Annotated in this window: 19 protein-coding genes; 10 read left to right on the plus strand and 9 right to left on the minus strand. The window is 40.4% G+C overall.

Features of this window, described 5'->3' with window-relative positions:
* Nucleotides 1–56: 56 nt before the first annotated feature.
* A complete protein-coding gene (locus ACN0T8_RS10570; protein WP_417880588.1) occupies nt 57–1739 on the minus strand; it encodes a glycoside hydrolase family 19 protein in 1683 nt (560 codons plus the stop codon).
* Between the two features lie 317 nt (nt 1740–2056).
* Here ACN0T8_RS10570 and ACN0T8_RS10575 point away from each other — a divergent pair, with 317 nt between their 5' ends.
* From ACN0T8_RS10575 to ACN0T8_RS10585, 3 genes are all read left to right on the plus strand, one after another.
* Nucleotides 2057–2938, plus strand: a complete 882-nt coding sequence (locus ACN0T8_RS10575; protein ID WP_417880589.1) for a hypothetical protein — start codon at nt 2057–2059, stop codon at nt 2936–2938.
* A gap of 228 nt (nt 2939–3166) precedes the next feature.
* Nucleotides 3167–3829, plus strand: a complete 663-nt coding sequence (locus ACN0T8_RS10580) for a Bax inhibitor-1/YccA family protein (RefSeq protein ID WP_417880590.1) — start codon at nt 3167–3169, stop codon at nt 3827–3829.
* A 456-nt stretch (nt 3830–4285) separates the two neighbouring features.
* Nucleotides 4286–4615, plus strand: coding sequence for a TusE/DsrC/DsvC family sulfur relay protein (locus ACN0T8_RS10585; RefSeq protein ID WP_417880591.1), 330 nt, complete (start codon nt 4286–4288; stop codon nt 4613–4615).
* Between the two features lie 43 nt (nt 4616–4658).
* On the opposite strand, the gene yccX is transcribed toward ACN0T8_RS10585, so the two are convergent.
* Nucleotides 4659–4931 carry an acylphosphatase gene (gene yccX / locus ACN0T8_RS10590; protein ID WP_417880592.1) on the minus strand — a complete coding sequence of 91 codons (273 nt, stop codon included), beginning with the start codon at nt 4929–4931 and terminating at the stop codon, nt 4659–4661.
* 142 nt (nt 4932–5073) lie between these two features.
* On the opposite strand from yccX, the gene ACN0T8_RS10595 reads away from it, so the two are divergent.
* The gene (locus ACN0T8_RS10595) at nt 5074–6261 is read left to right on the plus strand and encodes a class I SAM-dependent methyltransferase (protein ID WP_417880593.1); all 1188 of its coding nucleotides are present in this window, start codon (nt 5074–5076) and stop codon (nt 6259–6261) included.
* Between the two features lie 87 nt (nt 6262–6348).
* Nucleotides 6349–6699, plus strand: a complete 351-nt coding sequence (locus ACN0T8_RS10600; protein ID WP_027696508.1) for a DUF2750 domain-containing protein — start codon at nt 6349–6351, stop codon at nt 6697–6699.
* Nucleotides 6700–6788: 89 nt separating this feature from the next.
* Here ACN0T8_RS10600 and queC read toward each other — a convergent pair whose 3' ends face one another.
* From queC to ACN0T8_RS10615, 3 genes are read right to left on the minus strand one after another with little or no spacing between them, the layout of a single operon-like run.
* Nucleotides 6789–7478: a 7-cyano-7-deazaguanine synthase QueC gene (queC, locus tag ACN0T8_RS10605; protein WP_417880594.1), complete on the minus strand. Its 690-nt coding sequence runs from the start codon at nt 7476–7478 to the stop codon at nt 6789–6791.
* Entirely contained in the window at nt 7475–8935 is a 1461-nt protein-coding gene (locus ACN0T8_RS10610; protein ID WP_417880595.1) for a bifunctional NUDIX hydrolase/phosphatase PAP2 family protein, read from the minus strand. Before ACN0T8_RS10610 ends, queC begins: the two co-directional genes overlap by 4 nt.
* Nucleotides 8936–8958: 23 nt before the next feature.
* Nucleotides 8959–9435, minus strand: a complete 477-nt coding sequence (locus tag ACN0T8_RS10615; RefSeq protein ID WP_417880596.1) for a GNAT family N-acetyltransferase — start codon at nt 9433–9435, stop codon at nt 8959–8961.
* A gap of 182 nt (nt 9436–9617) precedes the next feature.
* Here ACN0T8_RS10615 and ACN0T8_RS10620 point away from each other — a divergent pair, with 182 nt between their 5' ends.
* Both ACN0T8_RS10620 and ACN0T8_RS10625 read left to right on the plus strand, forming a co-directional pair.
* On the plus strand, nt 9618–10241 hold the full coding sequence (locus ACN0T8_RS10620) for a LysE family translocator (protein ID WP_417880597.1): 624 nt from the start codon (nt 9618–9620) through the stop codon (nt 10239–10241).
* A gap of 244 nt (nt 10242–10485) precedes the next feature.
* Complete coding sequence (locus ACN0T8_RS10625; protein ID WP_417880598.1) at nt 10486–11862, plus strand: L-cystine transporter; 1377 nt, start codon at nt 10486–10488, stop codon at nt 11860–11862.
* A 136-nt stretch (nt 11863–11998) separates the two neighbouring features.
* Here the strand turns inward: ACN0T8_RS10625 and ACN0T8_RS10630 are convergent, their stop codons facing one another.
* Nucleotides 11999–12529: an exonuclease domain-containing protein gene (locus ACN0T8_RS10630; protein WP_417880599.1), complete on the minus strand. Its 531-nt coding sequence runs from the start codon at nt 12527–12529 to the stop codon at nt 11999–12001.
* Nucleotides 12530–12837: 308 nt separating this feature from the next.
* On the opposite strand from ACN0T8_RS10630, the gene ACN0T8_RS10635 reads away from it, so the two are divergent.
* From ACN0T8_RS10635 to ACN0T8_RS10645, 3 genes are all read left to right on the plus strand, one after another.
* On the plus strand, nt 12838–13464 hold the full coding sequence (locus tag ACN0T8_RS10635) for a DUF2760 domain-containing protein (RefSeq protein ID WP_417880600.1): 627 nt from the start codon (nt 12838–12840) through the stop codon (nt 13462–13464).
* On the plus strand, nt 13464–15278 hold the full coding sequence (locus ACN0T8_RS10640; RefSeq protein ID WP_417880601.1) for an Hsp70 family protein: 1815 nt from the start codon (nt 13464–13466) through the stop codon (nt 15276–15278). The genes ACN0T8_RS10635 and ACN0T8_RS10640 overlap by 1 nt, the downstream gene beginning before the upstream one ends.
* A 107-nt stretch (nt 15279–15385) precedes the next feature.
* Nucleotides 15386–18196, plus strand: a complete 2811-nt coding sequence (locus ACN0T8_RS10645; RefSeq protein WP_417880602.1) for an Hsp70 family protein — start codon at nt 15386–15388, stop codon at nt 18194–18196.
* 100 nt (nt 18197–18296) lie between these two features.
* On the opposite strand, the gene ACN0T8_RS10650 is transcribed toward ACN0T8_RS10645, so the two are convergent.
* The 3 genes from ACN0T8_RS10650 to ACN0T8_RS10660 all read right to left on the minus strand — a co-directional run bounded on the left by ACN0T8_RS10650 (nt 18297) and on the right by ACN0T8_RS10660 (nt 21040).
* Nucleotides 18297–19592 (minus strand): NRAMP family divalent metal transporter, encoded by a 1296-nt coding sequence (locus ACN0T8_RS10650; protein WP_417880603.1) that lies wholly within the window; start codon nt 19590–19592, stop codon nt 18297–18299.
* Nucleotides 19593–19982: 390 nt separating this feature from the next.
* Nucleotides 19983–20171 (minus strand): hypothetical protein, encoded by a 189-nt coding sequence (locus tag ACN0T8_RS10655; RefSeq protein ID WP_417880604.1) that lies wholly within the window; start codon nt 20169–20171, stop codon nt 19983–19985.
* Nucleotides 20172–20425: 254 nt separating this feature from the next.
* Complete coding sequence (locus ACN0T8_RS10660; RefSeq protein WP_417880605.1) at nt 20426–21040, minus strand: fumarylacetoacetate hydrolase family protein; 615 nt, start codon at nt 21038–21040, stop codon at nt 20426–20428.
* Between the last annotated feature and the right edge of the window lie 30 nt (nt 21041–21070).

Raw genomic sequence — 21070 nt, forward strand, 5'->3', positions numbered from 1 at the left:
TTCACACTGCTAAGGCTTTTTAGTTTATCTATCTCTTAACTCATTATTCTAATCAACTAGAGGCATTGAATTTCATCCCAAAACCAATTTGATTGTATTGGTGATTCCCAAACTCCCGGGCCATTTTTGGCAATAAAACACTTATCTTGATAACTCACTTTTTCACCGTTAGCTATTTGAGTCACACCTGGTTGCCAAACAATATAATCCTCAATCGGAGTCGGATCTGGTATTGGCTCAGGATCAGGGGTTGGTTCAGGATTAGGTTCGACATCCCCACCGTCATTCACCTCACCATTCATTAATGACCAAGGCCCGCCACTGGTTGGTGTATCTCCTTGCGTCCACCATGCTGCTTGATATATCGCCCCCTGATAGCTCACTTGGTCGCCGCCAGTATAAACCTTACTCGCGTCCCATGAATCTACACCATCAACTGGGGGGTCAACCGGATCGGGTGAGACTGGCTCAAGCTCATCAACGACTCTTACTTCTGGCCAACCTGCATGAGAGCCATAGAAGTTAGTGACACATTTTTCATAATCTCCCGGAACCAGTGCCGAATAAGCAGTTTGGAAACCAACCAACTCACATTCAAATGAATAACCGCCTGGACGATCAGAATAGTATTTCCAATTACCATCCCAGTTTGTGTACAGCACATCCGTCGTACCATTTAAATTCAAGCTTCCATAAGGCGTCTGTTGCCAACAAGTATTGGTTTCATCACTTTCAATAGGAATTTGAAAATGTGCCACCAAGCCTTCCCAATAACGGATACGATTTACTGGCTGACCTTTCTCTTTATTTTGCTCACCACATTCAATCCCACCATTAATAATGTTAATAGTAGTACCAAAACCATATCCAATACCCGCATCGAGTTCTCGCTGAGATGGCTTCCAAGTTCGATCAATAACATGCAACATCGCAGGCTTTGGCGCTTGTGGCGTTAAGAAAAACCAAATAGCAGAAGCAAGGTTAAGCCATGAATCCGCAACTAGTCCCGGGTTATTCAGTAATACCGTCGCATCCCCGTCGAACATTACTTCAGAAAAAGCGCCATAATTAAAATGATAAGAAAGTTGCTTGGCACCTCGACCAAAATAGCCTTCACCGGCTGCACATGGCCAACGCTTATTTTGCCAATCATCTTGCCCACAACCTGTGGTATACCCTGCTTGACCTTCAGACCAGCCCAGTTCTCTAACATGCACCAGTGCTTGCTGCCACTCTTCTAGCGCAAGTGGATTATCGGAAATATTATCTTTGGAAATATGACCGCCAGTTTCTTGTGAAAAGTGAGCAAATGCCGTAATAATCGACTTCTTACAAATTGCGTCAGAGTCACGCCCATCGGTGTACTCGCCACAAAATGCAGGGAACTTGCCTATCGCCCGCAAAAAACGCGTGTAGGTATATTCTGGCGCTGCCATTTGAGTTAAGAAATCCCAGTCAGATTGAGGGAAAACACGCTCAACTCTCTTAACATTTTCTGGGTTAGAACTCGCACCCGGTTCAATCGCCTCAACAATAGCATTATCTCTGGTTTCTAACGCCTTAGACCAAATAGCATACATAGGATCTGACGTTTTTTGTTGCTCCATTGCTTGTATTTCAGTGCGATCGACTATATAGCCTGTCGGATTTTCAGGATCCGGTTGAATATTCATACTGGCGTAACTTGGCAAGGTATATAACGCGCCAAGCACTATGATAAATGATTTCCGTTTTAACATAGATGCATTCCTTATTTGTTGATAATCATCTAGAGGTTAGTTCTGAAACATGAAACAAAAACAGCATTAAAAATATGGATACATTCCTTTTGCGACGCAACTAAAAAATCAGATGTCGAGTATTGAATATGAAAAGAAGTAATTGTGATATACCCAATCAGACTCAAGTGGGGGGTAAGCAACCGATGTAATTGATAAATTAGATATTTCAAACTGCGTCTCAAAAAAGTACCAAGATGTCATAGGTGTATAGCCGTCACATTTTAGGCTGATTAAAATGCAAATCACTTTACCGATAGAGATAGGCCTAAAGCAGTATGAGTTTACAGACCCAACGCGCCAAATTACTTTTAAACGTCACATCTATTAAACACGATGGTTTTATTCAATATTTACTATCCTCAAAGTGCTATGACTTAGAAACAGGTTTCTTCTCTGTCACTTGCGACATAGCTAACCTACCGAGTCACTGGTATGAGGACATTGATACAAATATTGAGTGGTTAATACCAAAGGGTATGAAGAAGTATGGACTCGCGCTGTTAAACGACAAAGAATCTCGTCATATTACCGCGCAAGATTTTATTTTTTGCTCACCAGAGTTGAAGTTAGAAGATAATATTGTCGCGATTTTGCAGTCTATTCCAGCCGCTTTAGATGAATCACTATTATTTGAATACCTAGGAATAAACACTGCTACGCCACACTATCAAGCTTCATTTTGGCAATCGACTCTAGGCGCACTAGTCGATGGCTCGAAAGGAAAATATGAAGTTGAGCTATATGGGTTGCCCCTCAACAAGCAATCTAAAATAGCCTCTCGCTTTAATAGTGCATCATGGCTAAAAGCAAGTATAGAAACATTATCTGAGCGAAAAGAAAGCCAACTATGCTATGCCGTTTCTCGTAATCAAAATGACAAAACTCAATATCTCGCTTTTGATACCGACGAAACCAACAAACTGATTAATTTGCAGTGGAAAGAGTGCATCAGTAAAGCATTTTTATTTGCCAAGATCCCACATTCCCAAGTGCAAGAAGTGACCTCTGCCTACCAAGATGAACAACAAGTTAATAAGGTATTAAGAGAATACTGCCATTGTCAATCTCAATTAGCGGCTCTAGAAGATATGCTACCTTTCTTACAAAGCATGGACGATTCTATCAAATTAGACTGGGTAACATTAAAAGAGGCGTAAACAGCACTTTTATTTTCATATCATGTTACAACTTCACCTGACAGATATAAGGAAATTCCCGTAGAATAAATACAAAGGTTATTAAATAAAAACCTTGAAAAAGTGAACTTTAAGCACCATTAATGTACTTAAAGATACTTAGTCTATTTTTAAGTAATCCGATAGCAGTAACCCTGCAATCAAATAATGGTTATGCTATCGGTATCAAGTGTATTAACGAGGGAAACTATGAACAGTCCACTAACATCACGCACCGCAAGAAGCGAAAGCGTTGTACAAACCAACCGAGTGTTACGTAACACTTACTTTTTATTGTCTATGACACTACTTTGGTCTGCAGTGGTAGCGGGTGTATCTATGGCGCTAAACTTACCTCGCCCAGGTATCATTCTAATGTTAGTTGGTTTCTATGGTTTGCTTTTCTTAACAGAGAAAAACCGTAACTCTAGCTTAGGTCTTGTATTTGCTTTCCTATTTACAGGTTTCTTAGGTTATAGCCTTGGTCCAATTCTGAATATGTACGTTGGCGCTGGAATGGGCGATATTATTGTTACTGCTCTTGGTGGTACGGCTTTATCTTTCATGGCGGCATCCGCTTATGCATTAACCACTAAACGTGATTTATCAGTATTAAATGGCGTTATGATGGCAGGTGCCATTGTATTAATCGTGGGTATGGTTGCAAGCTTCTTCATCCAAATCCCAATGTTCCACCTAGCATTAAGCGCAATGTTTGTTTTATTCTCAACAGGTGCAATATTGCTCACAACGCAAAGTATTGTACGTGGTGGCGAGACAAACTATATCTCAGCGACCATTACTCTTTACGTATCTATTTACAATATTTTCATCAGCTTACTAAGCATCTTAGGTATTACTAGCCGCGATTAATTTGCCAATAAACTGATACTAAAACCATTCAAAAGCCTGAAGGGAAACTTTCAGGCTTTTTTGTCCCTATACCCAAGTAACGTCAAGGTGCAGAATTCAGAGCTATCATCCAAACCTTTAAGCAAAGAAGATTGGCGAAGGAATGTAGGTACCTTTCAAACTAATCTGACACTGCCTATCTCTTATAAAAAAGAAGAGGTTTGGATAAAGCTCCCGAAGGGCAAGTTAAAACAAGATTTATGTTGCGTTAAATTGAACAGAGATTGAATAACTATGATCATGTTCTATTTGCCTTGCCTAAAACTTGTTTTCCTCTTGCTGAAACTCGCACCTTGAAGTTACTTGGGTATATTTAAAGCAGCTAGAAGCCTGAATCGTAATATCATTAGATTCAGAGTTTGATTGCTATTATGATTAGAAATATATTCAAGTAGTGCACGCGGCAGGACGGTTGAAATGTATCAATATAATGGCAAGACGATAGAAACAGACAAAGAAGGCTACCTTTTAAATCACACAGATTGGCAAGAAGACCTCGTCCCTATGATCGCGGAGCAAGAAGGGATTGAACTTACTGATGCACATTGGGAAGTCATTCTATTTGTGCGCAATTTTTATCTCGAATTCAACACTTCTCCAGCTGTTCGGATGCTAGTTAAAGCAATGGCAAAAGAGCATGGTCCAGAAAAAGGTAATAGTAAATATCTGTTTACTCTATTTCGAAAAGGCCCAGCGAAACAAGCAACAAAATTAGCTGGTTTACCCAAGCCTGCAAAGTGCTTATAAAGAATATTCCGTAACTTCAATAGAGAGGGATTACGCTCAATCACTACAAAATAGCAAAATCCCTTTCAGTAATAAGCGTTGTTTCTACTTCTTTTACAGATTCAACATAAGCTGTCCTTGGACCTTGCTTTAGCCACTCATAAAACTCAACCACCTTTTGCTCATTGCCACAAGCTAAAACTTCGACATCACCATTATTCAGATTTTTAGCATACCCCGTTAACCCGAGAGTTAAACCATGATGGGCGGTCTGATAACGAAAGCCAACACCTTGTACCCTACCCGATACTATAAACATCCGATTAGATTCGGCCATAATCCACTCCTTTACTATTAATCATTCAGTTATCAGTTTAGTGATAATGGCGCTAATACGAAACATTTGCCTGTATTCATTTGCTTTCCGCCTCACATTCCATGAAAATAGAACATTCATTTTTTTCAGGCAATTTCTAACTATGTCATCAGCTATCTATCTCGTAAAAGGCAGAGAGAAATCTCTACTTCGTCGCCATCCTTGGGTTTTTTCTCGTGGTATTCAAAAAATCGATGGAAAACCACAATTAGGGGAAACGGTAGATATCTATTCCAACCAAGGCCAATGGTTAGCAAAAGCTGCATTTTCTCCTCAATCACAAATACGTGCTCGCGTTTGGAGTTTTGAAAAAGAAGAAATTAATACTGATTTCTTTATTAAACGCTTAACGGATGCGCAAGGCATGCGTAATGCGATTATCGAACGTGGGGGGTTAACGGGTTATCGACTCATTGCTGGTGAATCTGATGGTCTGCCAGGGATCACGATTGATCGTTACCAAGATTTCTTAGTTTGCCAATTACTCAGCGCAGGCGCAGAAGCGAAGCGTGAAGAGCTTATTGCAGCATTAAAAGTGGTCTACCCTACTTGCAGCATCTACGAGCGATCTGATGTATCGGTTCGTAAGAAAGAAGGTTTAAAAGAGCGCCAAGGCGTATTGCATGGCGATACACCACCGGATGTCGTTGTCATTGAAGAAAACGGCGTAAAAATCCAGGTAGATATTAAATCAGGCCATAAAACAGGCTTCTACCTAGATCAGCGTGATAGCCGCCAGCTTTCCATGAAATATGTCGATGGAAAAACCGTACTCAACTGTTTTTCTTACACTGGTGGCTTTGGGCTTTATGCATTAAAAGGTAACGCGACACACGTTGTAAATGCTGATGTGTCACAACCTGCGCTTGATAACGCAAAAGCCAACGCAGAGCTCAATGGCTTTGATATATCGAAAGCTAAATTTTTAAATGCTGATGTTTTCAAACTATTACGTGAATACCGTGAAAATGGCACTAAATTTGATGTCGTGATCATGGATCCACCCAAATTTGCCGAATCAAAAGCACAATTAAATGGGGCTTGCCGCGGCTATAAAGATATCAACATGCTTGCTATGCAGATTCTAAAACCGGGCGGCACATTGCTGACCTATTCATGCTCGGGGCTTATGGAGCAAAACCTGTTCCAGAAAATTTTAGCGGACGCAGCTTTGGATGCTGGTCGTAAAATGCAATTTATTGAACGTTTTGGACAAGCCGCCGATCATCCAGTAGACAGTGCCTACCCTGAAGGTTTTTACCTTAAAGGATTTGCTTGTCAGGTAATTTAATGGCTATTCTGTACTCATACGCAACGTTAGTTACAATATACCTAGCTCATTAATCAATTTATCAAACTCACAGTAGAGAGTAATAACATGTCAAAATTAACATCGGACATTCAAGCTAATCTTGATCTTTTCGTACAAGAAACTCAAGAAACGAAATTGGTTTGGGGACTTAAAAACGAAGATGGCTGGTTAGCTTGTGATTCATCAGAGTTTGAGAATAGTGAAGTTATGCCATTTTGGTCATCGAAAGAAGATGCTCAAATGCACAATGTTGAAGAATGGTCTGATTTTGAAGTACTAGAAATCCCGTTAGACATTTTTGTTGAAGACTGGTTAATCACTCTTTCAGAAGATGGTGTTTTAATTGGTACTAACTGGAATGCACAACTTGAAGGTAAAGAAGTTGAGCCTAGTGATCTAGCCAAACTATACCTTTAAATCAAATAGATAACTATATTAAACAAAGCCCTTCATATTGAAGGGCTTTTTTACAGCAAGATTATTTAGTCTTAGGTAACGTAAAGTTATTAGGATTGCTTCGCGATTAAAGCCGCCATCACAGCATCTCGATTTTCGATGTAATCGATTAAACCTGCCTTTCGAAGACCACACGCTGGGCAATCACCACAGCCATCACCAATCATGCCGTTATAACAAGTGAGTGTCTCATTTCTTACGAGATCTAACGCATCAAATTGATCTGCTAATGCCCAGGTTTCTGCTTTGTTAAGCCACATTAATGGAGTATCAATCGTAAATTGACGATCCATACCTAACACTAAAGATTGATTAATCGACTTCACAAACTCGTCACGACAATCAGGGTAGCCAGAAAAATCCGTTTCACATACGCCAGTAATCACATTTTGAGCACCGATTTGATAAGCGTAAATGCCCGCAAGGGTTAAAAATAAGATATTCCGACCCGGTACAAAAGAATTCGGCAAACCGTTATCTTGTAGTTCATGCGAAACTGGAATGTCATCACGAGTTAACGAGCTGATCGCAAGTTCATTTAATAAACTCACATCCATCACTTTGTGGGCCGCAACGCCCAACTTTTTCGCTAAGGATTGGGCAACTTCAATTTCAAGTTTGTGTCTTTGCCCATAATCAAACGTAATGGCGTGCACCTCATCAAATTCTTTGAGGGCTTTAACTAAGCAAGTGGTTGAATCTTGTCCACCACTAAAAACGACGACGGCTTTTGATGTCATAAGGATTTCTCTATTGTTTGGTTATTGCCGATACAACTAATTTTAAGGATCATGTAGGTTAAAACAAACCAAAGGCCACACTGGGCAAAATAACCACTAATTGAACTTTGTACCAACTGTGGAAACCAGAGCGATTGAGCGCATAAAATCCCCCCCCCAATTAACCAACATATAATTAACTTTATGATTAAATAAGGCGTATGAAGGCGTTGTACTTTTAACAAGCTTGGTAATGAAAGTAATAACGCAAAAGTGACAGCAGCAATATTCGCCAGCTGTATTGAATGAAATTGATAAGCTAAAACACTTAAACCGATAAATGATACCCACCATAGCGCCGGATTCTGCATCACAAGTTTCATTGTGATCGATGGTTTACTTTCTAAACGAATATAATGCCACAATGTAAATAATCCTATTACATAACCAAATAAAACATCCGAGGCAAATTGTTCACCAAGAATAACACTTGATATTCCTTGTACTAAGGTCAGTACAATAACGCCAAATAAGTAACCCCAAATGGAATCATAATCGTAGACTTTTCGCCATACATGGAACAGATAACCAATTAACACCACACTGAGTGCAGCACGTATACTAGGCGTACTAAAACCAAGTGGATCACTAAATTGTAATGAAGGTTGATAAATAAATGGTCGGGGGTACTTTAAACCAAGCTGAATAAGTAATGTTATTGACACCGTCACAATACCAATAAACGTCATATGTAGAATCGATTTACCGCCAAAGTAATAAATTAAGATTGGCAGCAAGAATAAGATCCCCAAAATACTCGATGACAAATTGATTATTTTAAGGCTACTTATCAATACATTCGATATTGCCTCTGGTAACTGAATAATACTAGATTGAATAGCTTGAATAATCGATAATTCAAACTGATGAACTGGGGGCGCAGCACTGATAGCAGAATCAATATATTGAATTGGTGCATTAGGAACATCATGATTTAACACTTGTTGTTCATACTGCTCAGGGTAGCGATATTGTTGTGGAACGATACTATCGGTATAGGCCAATAACACTTTATTCACTTCAATACGAAAATCTGGGGCAAACCAAGCTGGTAAAGTATGAAATCCTTGTTCATCTCTTGCTGTAAAAGCAATCACCCCCGAATCTGGCGTACAGTGATAAACAACTGCCGTTTCAGTCTCGGTTAATACTTCTTTAGCCGTAACAACAAGCCCCGTTTCTTCCCATGTTTCCCTTTCTGCAGTCTTATTAGGGGCTTCATTTACAGCAATAGTTCCTCCGGGAAGAGACAGTTTTTTAGTAAAAACTTCATCGACAAACACGACTTGATCATCGGCTTTTATAAAACATAAAGCTCCTTTAATATGAGGAGACACTGTTTCTATCTTCGTTTCTTCTGATGCGGACACAATAAATGAAGACACAAAAAACAAGATCAGAATTAAATATTTACTCACTCGCTTACCTAATTTGAATACCATTAAATTACCGACTTCCTAAGCCAATGTATATGTGAAGCAAAGCCTAACTTATTATATAAAGATCGCGCAGCTTGATTAAACGCCCAGACCTCAACAAAAATTTGCTGAACACCGTAATCAACTAAGGTTTGTTCTATCTTAGCCAACAGTTGTGCCGCTACCCCTAAGTTTCTATATTCAGGTATGACAAATAACTCATCAATGTTACCCATAGGTATCGCTTTACTTACCGTCGAAACGAGTTCGCAAAAATGCCCGGTAACAAAACCAACAACTGAATCTGAAGCATCTATCGCGACATACACTAAGCATTCAGGAGAATCTAAATAGCGGCCAATACTTTTTTCTTGCTCAATTTCTTCTGAGGTTTTAAAAAATTCGGGGCATGACTCATGATGGTGCTGGTGAAGTTGAAACATTAGCTCATCCAGTTGAGGTAAATCTTTTTGTGAAGCGGCGCGTATGTGAATAGTCATATCCAAATTAGTGGTTACTTAAAGTAGCGATAAGACTGGCTATTCTACTGCATTAAGTTAATTTTGTACTTAATATGTTACTGATTTTCTTTAATTCATTATGGTTAGATCAATAACTCAACACTTTCTTATTTTTACGAATTCTATTAAAGTAAAAAATTGCCTTTCAAATGGACTCGGTTATGCTCGATTACGCACTCTTATCCGCATTTATTCCTACCTTTTTCTTTGTGTCCATTACACCAGGAATGTGCATGACACTAGCCTTAACATTGGGTATGAGTGTTGGAATTAAACGCACGCTTTGGATGATGGTTGGAGAACTTGCAGGCGTGGCCTTAGTGGCATCATTAGCAGTGATTGGCGTTGCGGCAATAATGTTAAATTACCCTAATTTATTTTTAACATTAAAATGGATTGGTGGTGCCTACCTTATTTGGGTTGGTATCAATATGTGGCTCAATAAAGGCAAAATGTCCCTGAATATTGGCCAATCCACTCAACCTACCGACCGCCTAAAGTTAATGAGCCAAGGTTTTATTACTGCGATTGCCAATCCAAAAGGTTGGGCATTTATGATTTCACTCTTGCCGCCATTTATTAATGTCGACAAATCGGTTCCCCACCAGATGGTTGTCTTGATTAGTATTATTTTAATGACCGAATTCATTTCAATGATGGCCTATGCAACTGGCGGCAAAAGCCTACGCTTGTTTTTAACCCGCGGAGATAACGTTAAGTTTCTCAACCGTATTGCTGGTACATTGATGATTGGTGTTGGGATCTGGTTAGCCTTGATTGATTGACATAGCACCCAACCATGCATTCCTTCGCTAATCTTCCTTGTCTAAAGGCTTGGATGATAGTTCTGAGTTCTGCATTTTGAAGTCACTTGTGCATAGTTGTTACTGATAGTTTTCTTTTTTATATAACAAAACGTCATAACACATACTTTAATTGGCTTTGCAATTGTGAAGCCAAGCTGTAAATTTACAAATAATTGGAAACATTCCTCCCCTTTTGTAAACAAACCAGTTTAAGGATTCAATTATGTCACTTGCGGTTATCGCTAACTTAGCGGTATTTGTGTGCATTCTTTTCTTTTTATTTCAACAACAAAGAAAATCTAGCACTCTATCTCGCCTTGTTTTATTAGGACTTGTGCTTGGAAGCGCTTACGGTTTACTTATCCATATATTTTATGGCGAAGGTAATCCGGTTATCAAAAACACCCTCGATTGGGTGAATGTTGTCGGCAGTGGCTATGTCGGTTTACTCAAAATGGTGATCATGCCATTAGTATTGATTTCGATGATTTCAGCAGTTGTCAAACTCGACAACTCTGGTTCACTTGGAAAAATTAGTGGCTTAACCATTTCGGTACTGCTCTTCACTACGGCTATTTCTGCATTAATTGGTATTACCGTTGCTCACCTATTTGGTTTATCTGCGGAAGGTTTATCAGCAGGCGTACGTGAAACGGCTCGTATGAGCGTATTAGAAAATCGCATGGGTAGCGTTGCTGACTTAACGATTCCGCAAATGCTAGTGAGCTTTATTCCGACCAACCCATTTGCAGATTTAACTGGTGCACGTTCAACATCAATCATTGCTGTCGTCATCTTCGGGATTTTAGTGGGTATTGCTTCTCGTCTTGTAATGAAGGAAAAACAAGATCTTGAATCACCAATTCGTACCTTTGTTGAAGCCGTTCAGTCAATCGTTATGCGTCTAGTTAAAATGATCATTGCATTAACGCCATACGGTATTGCTGCGCTAATGAGCAAGGTGGTTGCCACTTCTAGCCTCAATGACATTTTAAGTTTAATTGGTTTTATCGTGGCTTCTTATGTGGCGATCTTATTGATGTTTTTTGTGCATGGCTTATTAGTTTCTTTGGTTGGCGTGAGTCCTAAAGAATACTTTAAACGAATCTGGCCAGTCCTAACATTTGCTTTTACTTCTCGCAGTTCTGCCGCGACGATTCCACTGAACGTAGAAGCGCAAATAACCAAATTAAAAGTGCCACCAGCGATTGCTAACTTATCAGCGACCTTTGGTGCCACTATTGGTCAAAATGGTTGTGCTGGTATCTACCCTGCAATGCTGGCAGTAATGGTTGCGCCAACAGTTGGTATTAACCCACTGGATGTGAACTTTATTCTGTCTTTAGTGGCGATCATTACCATCAGCTCATTTGGTATTGCCGGTGTCGGTGGTGGTGCAACATTTGCAGCATTAATCGTACTACCAGCAATGGGGCTACCTGTAGCAATTGCCGCTTTACTTATCTCGATTGAACCATTAATTGATATGGCACGTACCGCCCTTAATGTGAGTGGATCGATGACGGCAGGTACTATCACTTCTCGTTTACTAGGTGATAAGAAAGACATCAATAAAGAGTTTGATGAAGTTAACGCTTAGTACTCGTTCCAACAAGCAATTGCTCACAATATAAAATAAACAAAGCCCGCTAGTTCAATATTAACTAGCGGGCTTTTTGTCACTTAAATCTATGATTCAAGAATATTAATCAGCGCAAAGATGTTAAGAGATCAGGTTATAAAATTGCCAGAGCTAATTTTGCTAAATTATACGCATCCACATAACCTGAATGCTGTCGCCCTTCCCATTCTATATTCAAGTTTTCTTGCGCCGCTTTATGACCGATTCTTTTGTCTTTGAGTCGATATTTCATGCGGTATAACGTCGCGAGATTCAAAAACTCTTTAAAAGGGAAGTCTAAACCTTTTTCTGAACACTCTTTTCGCAGAATCTCATCATCATGTCCCCAAGCTGCATAGATCTTATTAGGGCCACCAAAGTTTTTGATCATAGATTTCAAAACATCTTCTAACGGGCGGCCTTGTTTTTGTACTTTACGTGGCGTAATACCCGTTAGCTCAAAGCAAAATGCAGAAATTTCATCATGTTCAGGTCGCACGTAATATTGAGCACGCTTAACGATCTCGCCTTTAATAAGGTCAATCTCTGCTAAACCTACTTCAATAATTTCACCGGTCGTGCCCACACCATCGACATTCCAGCAACACATTTCCAAATCGAAACAGACGACTCTGTTGTAATTCATACACTATCTTTTCCATCAAAACCTTAAAAAGGATTCTAACGAAGAATCTCTGCTTTCTCGACCTAAATTCAATATAAACAGGGAGATTTACCTAAATCAGCCATTTTACTTCTACTACAAGTTTGTCAGCGGTTAAAAAAAAGCCAAACACCTTTGCTCTACTTCCTTAAATGCTTAATCTATACTGGAATTCACGCAGCTTATGGTAAAATACGTCCCATTAAAAATACTGGGCTTTCGCTTGCATATTCTGATATTGCCCTAATATGATCACTTAGAATCAAATTTAACCAAGAGATAAAATAATCATGACTTTCGACTTATCGGCAATCCCAACCACTATCGATTTATTCCATGTCATTTTGGCTTCCACAACCGTATTGTTTCTATTACTCAGTCTACGTACAAAAACCGTAGAAAAAATCGTCGAGACACCAGTCGAAAAAATTGTTGAAGTTGAAAAGCCTGTTGAGAAGATCGTTGAAGTTGAAAAAGTTGTAGAAGTAGAAAAAGTGGTTGAGAAAATTGTTGAGGTTGAGTCTAAGTTAAAAAGCGCCCCAACTGACTCCGCACTTCAGTTAATGTCTATTTTCCAGCAAGAAGCACGTTTAATTGATTTCTTATCCGAAGACCTAACAGGCTTTAGTGATGAAGAAGTCGGCGCAGCGGCTCGTGTGATTCATATTGGTGGACAAAAAGTATTAGCGGATCACTTCAAATTAAGCCAAATTCGCGCAGAAGACGAAGAAACTCGCATTACTATTGAAGAAGGCTTTAACGCACAAGAAGTTCGTTTAACCGGTAATGTATCTGGCCAAGCACCATTCACTGGCACCCTTATTCATAAAGGTTGGAAAGCCGATACCATCACCCTACCTAAGCTATCTGAAAATTACGATGCCAAGGTATTAGCACCAGCAGAGGTTGAGCTGTAATGTCTACTAGTCAATATTTTATCGGTATCGACTTAGGTACTACCCATTGTGTTTTGTCGTATTGCCCAATCGATTCAGGTGAACCACAAGTCAATGTTTTCGCAGTGCCACAATTAATTGCGCAAGGCCAAGTCGATTCATTAAATCAACTGCCTTCATTTTTATATCAAGCGCATGACAGTGAAATGGCTTCAGGTACGAGCGCCCTACCTTGGACAAGTTCAACGACCAATACGCTCGTCGGTAGTATAGCTCGCAACATGGGCAATAAAACGCCAATGCGTTTAGTGGCGAGTGCCAAAAGTTGGTTATGTCATGGTGGCATTGACCGTCGTAACGCTTTCTTACCGCAAGGCAGTGATGACGAAGTACAAAAAGTATCACCATTGAAAGCCACACAGCTTTATCTAGAACATTTAATGGCCGCTTGGGATCATCAACATCAAGATGCTCCGTTACGTGAACAGCAAGTAACCATTACTATTCCAGCGTCCTTTGATCCTGCTGCAAAAGAATTAACTGCAGAAGCAGCACGTAATGCGGGCTTTCAACATGTCACCTTACTGGAAGAACCTCAAGCGGCACTTTACAGTTGGATTGACAGCAATAGCGCAGCTTGGCGTGAACAAGTAGAACTTGGTGATCTGGTTTTAGTTGTTGATATCGGCGGTGGTACCACAGATTTATCGTTAGTTTCTGTCACTGAACAAAACGGCAACCTTGCCTTAGAACGTATTGCCGTTGGTGAGCATATCTTGCTTGGCGGTGACAATATGGACTTAGCGCTCGCCTACCGCTTAAAAATGACTCTTGCTCAGCAAGGCAAACAGTTACAACCTTGGCAAGTACAAGCCATGGCGCACCTATGCCGTGACGCAAAAGAGGCATTGCTAAACGATCGCACATTAGCTTCCGTACCTATCGTCGTCCCTAGTCGCGGTTCGAAACTATTAGGGAGTACACTTAAAACCGAACTCACTCAGCAAGATGTCGAGCAAACTCTGCTTGAAGGCTTCTTCCCGAAAGTGGCTGTCAACGAACATCCTGTACAATCGGCTCGCAGTGCGTTAACCCAACTTGGCCTACCTTATGCGCAAGATGCGGGTATTACTCGTCATATCGCCGCGTTCTTATCTCGTCAAAGTCAGCAAGATGGTTCGAGCTTTATTAAGCCGACTAAAGTGTTATTTAATGGTGGCGTATTAAAATCTGATCTTATTTCAGAGCGCCTGCTTGGTATTATCAATGCTTGGTTAACCCAAGATAATAATGAGCCAACACAAGCGCTAACAGGTGTCGACCTTGATTTAGCCGTGGCTCGTGGTGCGAGTTACTACGGTTTTGTTCGACATAATATGGAAAACAATAACAGTGGTGTCCGTATTCGCGGCGGTATCGCAAGCAGCTACTATGTGGGTATAGAAAGTGCGATGCCAGCCATTCCGGGCATGGCACCACCAATGGAAGCGATCTGCGTTGCGCCATTTGGTATGGAAGAAGGCAGCCACGTTGAGCTCTCTAGCCAAGAATTTGGTTTAGTGATTGGTCAACCCGTTCAATTCCAGTTCTATGGCTCGACAACTCGTCGCGAAGATGAAGTCGGCACTCATTTGGATTATTGGGCACCAGAAGAACTCGAAGAGCTCCCTGAAATTCAAGTCACACTCGATGCCAAAGAAGGTCGAAATGTTGGTGACGTGGTCGTGGTTAACATAGCAGCGACCATTACTGAAATTGGTACCTTAGAACTTGAAGCCATCGCCAAAGATAATGGCCAAAAATGGCTGGTTGAGTTTAGCGTTCGTCAACAATAACGAATCACTACACTCTCTACTCACACTAACTAGGGGCATTGACTTGGGTATATAATAACTCTTTCATTCAGTGCCCTTTTGTTTTTACTTTTCTTTAGGAAAACATCATGAATTCTCCCATCAAATCAAATGCCCATTACCTAATTGGAATTGATTTAGGCACCACCAACAGTGTGCTTGCCTACTGTGAAATTCAGGATGATTTAACCAAAAGCAAAGTCAATATTTTCGATATCGACCAGCTCGTTGGCCCGGGTGAAGTTGTACGTAAACCACTACTTCCCTCTTTTCGTTTTCATCCTACTCAAGGGCAATTTCAATCATCGGATATGTCACTACCTTGGGATCTACAACCGGTTGAAGGTGAATTAGAACAAGTCATTATTGGTGAGTGGGCCCGTGAATTAGGTGCGCAAATTGAAGGCCGCCAAGTATCCAGCGCCAAAAGTTGGTTATCTCATGATGCGGTGGATCGAGAGTCTGAAATCCTACCTTGGTCTGGCTCAGATAACGTCGAAAAAGTATCTCCACTGCTTGCCAGTGCCAGTTACTTAAATCATATCCGTCAAAGCTGGGATCATCATAATCCGAACCACAAGCTAGCAGACCAAGAAGTGGTCGTAACCATCCCAGCCTCCTTTGATGAAACCGCTCGTAACCTTACCTTAAAAGCGGCTCAATTAGCCGGTCTACAACATATTCATTTATTGGAAGAGCCACAGGCAGTTTGCTACGACTGGTATAGCCGTCATATCGACACCGCTTCAGCACAACTGCAAGATATCCCTTCGATACTCGTTTGTGATGTTGGTGGTGGTACGACCGACTTGAGCTTAATTGAAGCCCAATATCAAGAACAGCAACTCACACTGAACCGTATTGGGGTCGGTGATCATCTTATGCTAGGTGGCGACAATATCGATTTAGCCCTCGCGCATCTGGCTGAACAGCGTTTAAATCAAAATAAAAAACTGAACGCAGCGTCGTTGATGAAACTGATCCAACAAACACGTAAAGTGAAAGAAGATTTATTGCGTCCTGATGCGGCAGAAGAAGCCAAGATTTCCATACTCGGCAGTGGCTCTCGCTTGATTGGTGGAACAAAAAGCGCGCCAATTACTAAGCAAGAGATCCATCAAATTGTTATCGATGGTTTCTTTCCTTTAACTCAGCCAGACGAAATGCCGCAGCAACGAAAAACCGCTGTCGTTGAATTTGGTCTACCTTATGCTGCGGATGCTGCGATCAGCCGCCATTTAGCAGCATTTATCCAAAACCATTCTCCCGACGGTAAAACACCTACTGGGCTATTACTAAATGGTGGCGTGTTTAATAGTGAATTAGTCGAAAACCGCATGGTTGAGTTACTCAGCCAATGGCATGGCGCTCCGATTACTTTGCTGGATAACCCGAGTCCTGATTTATCGGTCGCTTTTGGTGCAGTCGCTTATGCCAAAGCTCGCCATGGTGCGCAACTTAAAATTGGTGGCGGTTCGGCTCGATCATACTTCTTACACCTAAAACAAAAGAATGTTTCAGCGTCAAAAGCCTTATGTGTTTTATCCAAAGGTACCGATACAGGCCAAGAAATTCGCCTTAATGGTCGCCAGTTTTTATTAACTCTTGGCGAACCGATTCAAATTGATTTGTTAACCTCAACCCAAGAGCAATTTATTGATGCCAGCGGATCTTTAACGCCTCCTCAAAATAGTTTGTTGCTCAACGTACAAACCAACTTAGAGCGCGCTGCATTCAAGCCTCTACCGCCTTATATTGCAACATTAGAAGGCAGCCAAGCGCGTGAGAACTTGCAAGCTAACCAGAAAGATCGTGTTGAAGTCATGCTCGCTTGCCAACTTACCGAAGTCGGTACTTTAAAAATTGAATGTGTCAGCACCACAAATGACAATCAACGTTGGCTACTCGAATTCGATACCCGCAAACATGAAGAATTTGAGCAAGTCCAAGCTCACCCTCGCCTAGAACAAGCGAAAGCACTGATTTCAGCCGCCTACTCTGCTAATAAAAAATCGGACAACGCCAAATTAATTAAAACTCTTAGCAAAGATCTCGAAAAACAACTCGGCAAACGCGAACAGTGGGATTTTGCCACCCTACGCCAGTTATTTGATACGTTTGCTTTAGGAAAAAAACGTCGTCGTCGTTCGGAAGCTCATGAAAAGCAATGGTTGCGTCTAGCCGGTTTTGCTCTACGCCCGGGCTTTGGTGATCCAACCGATGAATGGCGCTGCGAACAAACATGGGCGTTATATCAGCAAGGTATTCAATTTCCTTCGCACCAAACTTGGTCGGATTGGTGGATTTTCTGGCGTCGGATTGCCGGCGGATTAAATCAGGAGCAGCAAGAAACCATTTTGGCCGATATTGCGAAGTACCTACACCCCGGCGCACATCGCGGAAAAGGAACGGGCAAAGAAGCAACTGAACATGGATATGAAGCCATGGTTCGTCTATCCGCCTCGCTAGAACATTTAGACAGTGAAGATAAAATCTTACTCTCTAATTGGTATCTAAGCCGTGCGCAAAAGTCTTCCGAATATGTACAGGCACACTGGTGGGCATTAGGCCGCTTAGCCTCACGCACCCAAATGTATGGCAGCCAGCACAATATTGTCCCTGTTGCACAAGTAAACCAATGGCTATTAAAAATGCTTGATTTAGACTGGAAGCAAGAGCCAATGATTGGCTTTGCCGCGGTGATGATGAGCCGAAAGACTGGCGACCGCAGTATCGATACTAATGAAGATATACGTGAGAAAATCATCGACAAACTGACCACAAGTCGTGCAACACCAACTTGGATAACACTCGTCAAAGAAGTAACAACATTAAACGAAGATGAATCGAAAAAAGTCTTTGGTGATTCTATTCCGGCAGGAATTCAAATGCTCAATTAACTAAATGCATTGTTCATCACTCATTTAGAAACCAACCAAATAAAAAGCCTAAGTTCATTCCACTTAGGCTTTATCATAACGTTCCTTATGTTATAGAAACCTACATAAACCAACTCCACCAAATAAAGGCAGCTAGGAAACCAAATAGATAAACAAAACCGACCCAAGACAAGACTTTCAATTTACCCGTAAATTTAAGTTGTTCTGGTAAATTAGTTTTCGTCACTAATTTATAATTCAAAACGGCAAAGATCGGTGTTGTCATAAAGGCTAAGATCATCGCAAAATGCATCATCGTCATTAATGATGAAGTAAAGAATAGAATAATCGCAAAGGCCAACAGGCTCACAATCACCATCCAAATATTTAAAACACGTTTTGCTTCAATTGGATAGCTTTCTTCTGATTTTTTGCTTAATAATAAAGTACTTTCGGTTAACACTCGAGAATAACCATCGATGCAAGTAATAGTACTACCGAAAATACAAAAGAAAGCAATCACCGCAATAAGGTAGCGAGACCACTCACCAATAGATGCCGTGTACATACTGACTAATTGGTGTGAAAAACCAATACCAGAAGTTTTAAGTGTTTCTCCACTACCATTTAACACTAGTGCGCCAAGGGATAGGAATACTATCGCGAGAATAGCGGTACCGATATAGCCCACATTGAAATCAAATAATGCAGAGCGTGCCGTCACTTTTTGTTCTTTGCTTTGTGACTTTAGCCACAACGAGTTAAAACAAGAAATTTCGATTGGTGCAGGCATCCAGCCCATCATGATCACAATAAATCCAAAGGCTGCCATTGTCCAAGCTGATGGGCTTTGATACTCGGCAGGTGCAACGGCGCCATTACTTGCTGCAATCATCACTGCCAGTACGGTGGTCACCACTAACACACCCATGATCACTTTAGATAAAGAACTCAGTGCTTTAAAATGCCCTGCGACCAAAATAGCTAAGCAGACGACCAAAATACCACCAGCAATCACTGAGATAGATAATGAGATTGGAAGGAAATAACCCATCAAACTCGAACTAAACATCAACAAAGCAGCAATATTGACAAACGCAGATACAAAGTTGAGAACGTTAAATAACCACAGATAGCCAACTCCCATTTGGTGATAACCTTGAACTAAACTCTGACCGGTTCCTACTGTGTATTGCACACCAGCTCTAAAAAATGGGTATTTAAAGACGTTTACTAACAGAATAAGCGCTGCAAGTTGCCACCCATAAATGGCACCAGCTTGCGTGGATGATACTAAATGCGATCCACCTACAGCCGCAGAAGCCATCATGACACCAGGGCCTAGGGCTTTTATTAGAGAAACTTTATCACTGATATCTCCTACATGAGGAGTTGAAACTGTGGCAGTATTGTCCATATCTTGTCCTTAATGAAGCAAGTGAATTGGTTTACTATTCAATTCCAAGCTTTTTATTGTTATTGCCTTCCATTGCCATTAGTAATCTTGAGAACTTATTTGGCTATTTGGGGAGAGACTCACAACGTTTCAATCCTAATTTATATATTTGGGTATAAAAAGACTTAACGTTATTTTGCAGAACATTCTGCTAGCTTTATGACAAAGAAACAAGGGTTGGAATAATAACAACAGAACTATTGACTAACAAATCCATTAATTTTAGTAATTTACTTTGATACTATAGTCACAACAGAATCACTGACTTGTTTTTAGTAACAAAAATAACATAAAAAAAAGCTGACCATCTGGCCAGCTTCTTTAGTTATGCTTTGTCGAACTCAGTTTTAATTAATATAAACCAAGATCTTTCTGCAAATGTGGAGATAATGATAAAGAATCATAAGCCGAAGTAACTGGCTTTTTGGTTTCTCCAAATAATACGTCCACAATATGCATCATCAATCCTTTGATGTTAACCGAGTAGGTTTTTTTATCCATAGATGGTGCTGCAACTGTTTCTAAAATTGCTTGTGTCATCTTTGTACTCACTCTAATTTAACTATCAATTTGAGCGTATAGTAAAAGTACAAAAGACAAGTTAACAATGAAAAATAACCAGCGTTCACATTAGTTTTTCTAATTTACAAATAATTAACACCCTACAGTTGTTAGAAAAAATAAACACATTAAAAACCAACAATTTAGGGTAAAAATGAAGCTAACCATTATAACAAAAACAAATGAATTAACATTTTTTTAACGATTATTTATTGTTGGATGAGTGAGAAATTTTAATTCGCTATCCATTGAGTCTCAATCAATAGTTGATCGTATTGCTTTATTCTTGCAGTAAAGATATCACCTTCATGTACTACACCAACGCCGCTTGGTGTCCCTGTCATGATCACATCCCCGTTATTTAAGGTGGTATAAGATTTCACTTCATTCAAAATATCATCAGGGCTATACATCATATGCATTACCCCACCCGCTTGTACTCGTAGTCCATTAATCAAAAGTTCTAGTGTCAATCCTTGCCAATTACCGCTCTTTAACGAAACAAACTTACTTAACACAGCTGAGCCATCGAATGCTTTCGCACGTTCCCAAGGTAACTGCTTTGCTTTCAATTGAGATTGTAACTCCCGTTTAGTGAGATCGAGACCAAAACCCACCGCATGTATCTCACCATTTTTAATGCTAAAGCAAATCTCACCTTCGTAATGTAATGGCTCTTGATGAAAAGACATTAACTGGTTAGTAATCGAAGTACTCGGCTTATTAAACACCACCATTTGGTCTGGCATTGCATTGTTTAACTCTTTGACGTGCTCAGCATAATTTCGGCCTACACACACGACTTTTGAGGGTTTCTGCTTTTTGTTATCTATCAGTATTGTTGTCATTGTTGTCCCTCTTATTACCCTTTTTAATAT

Origin of the sequence: Vibrio sp., from assembly GCF_048266485.1 — a bacterium.
Taxonomy (GTDB): domain Bacteria; phylum Pseudomonadota; class Gammaproteobacteria; order Enterobacterales; family Vibrionaceae; genus Vibrio.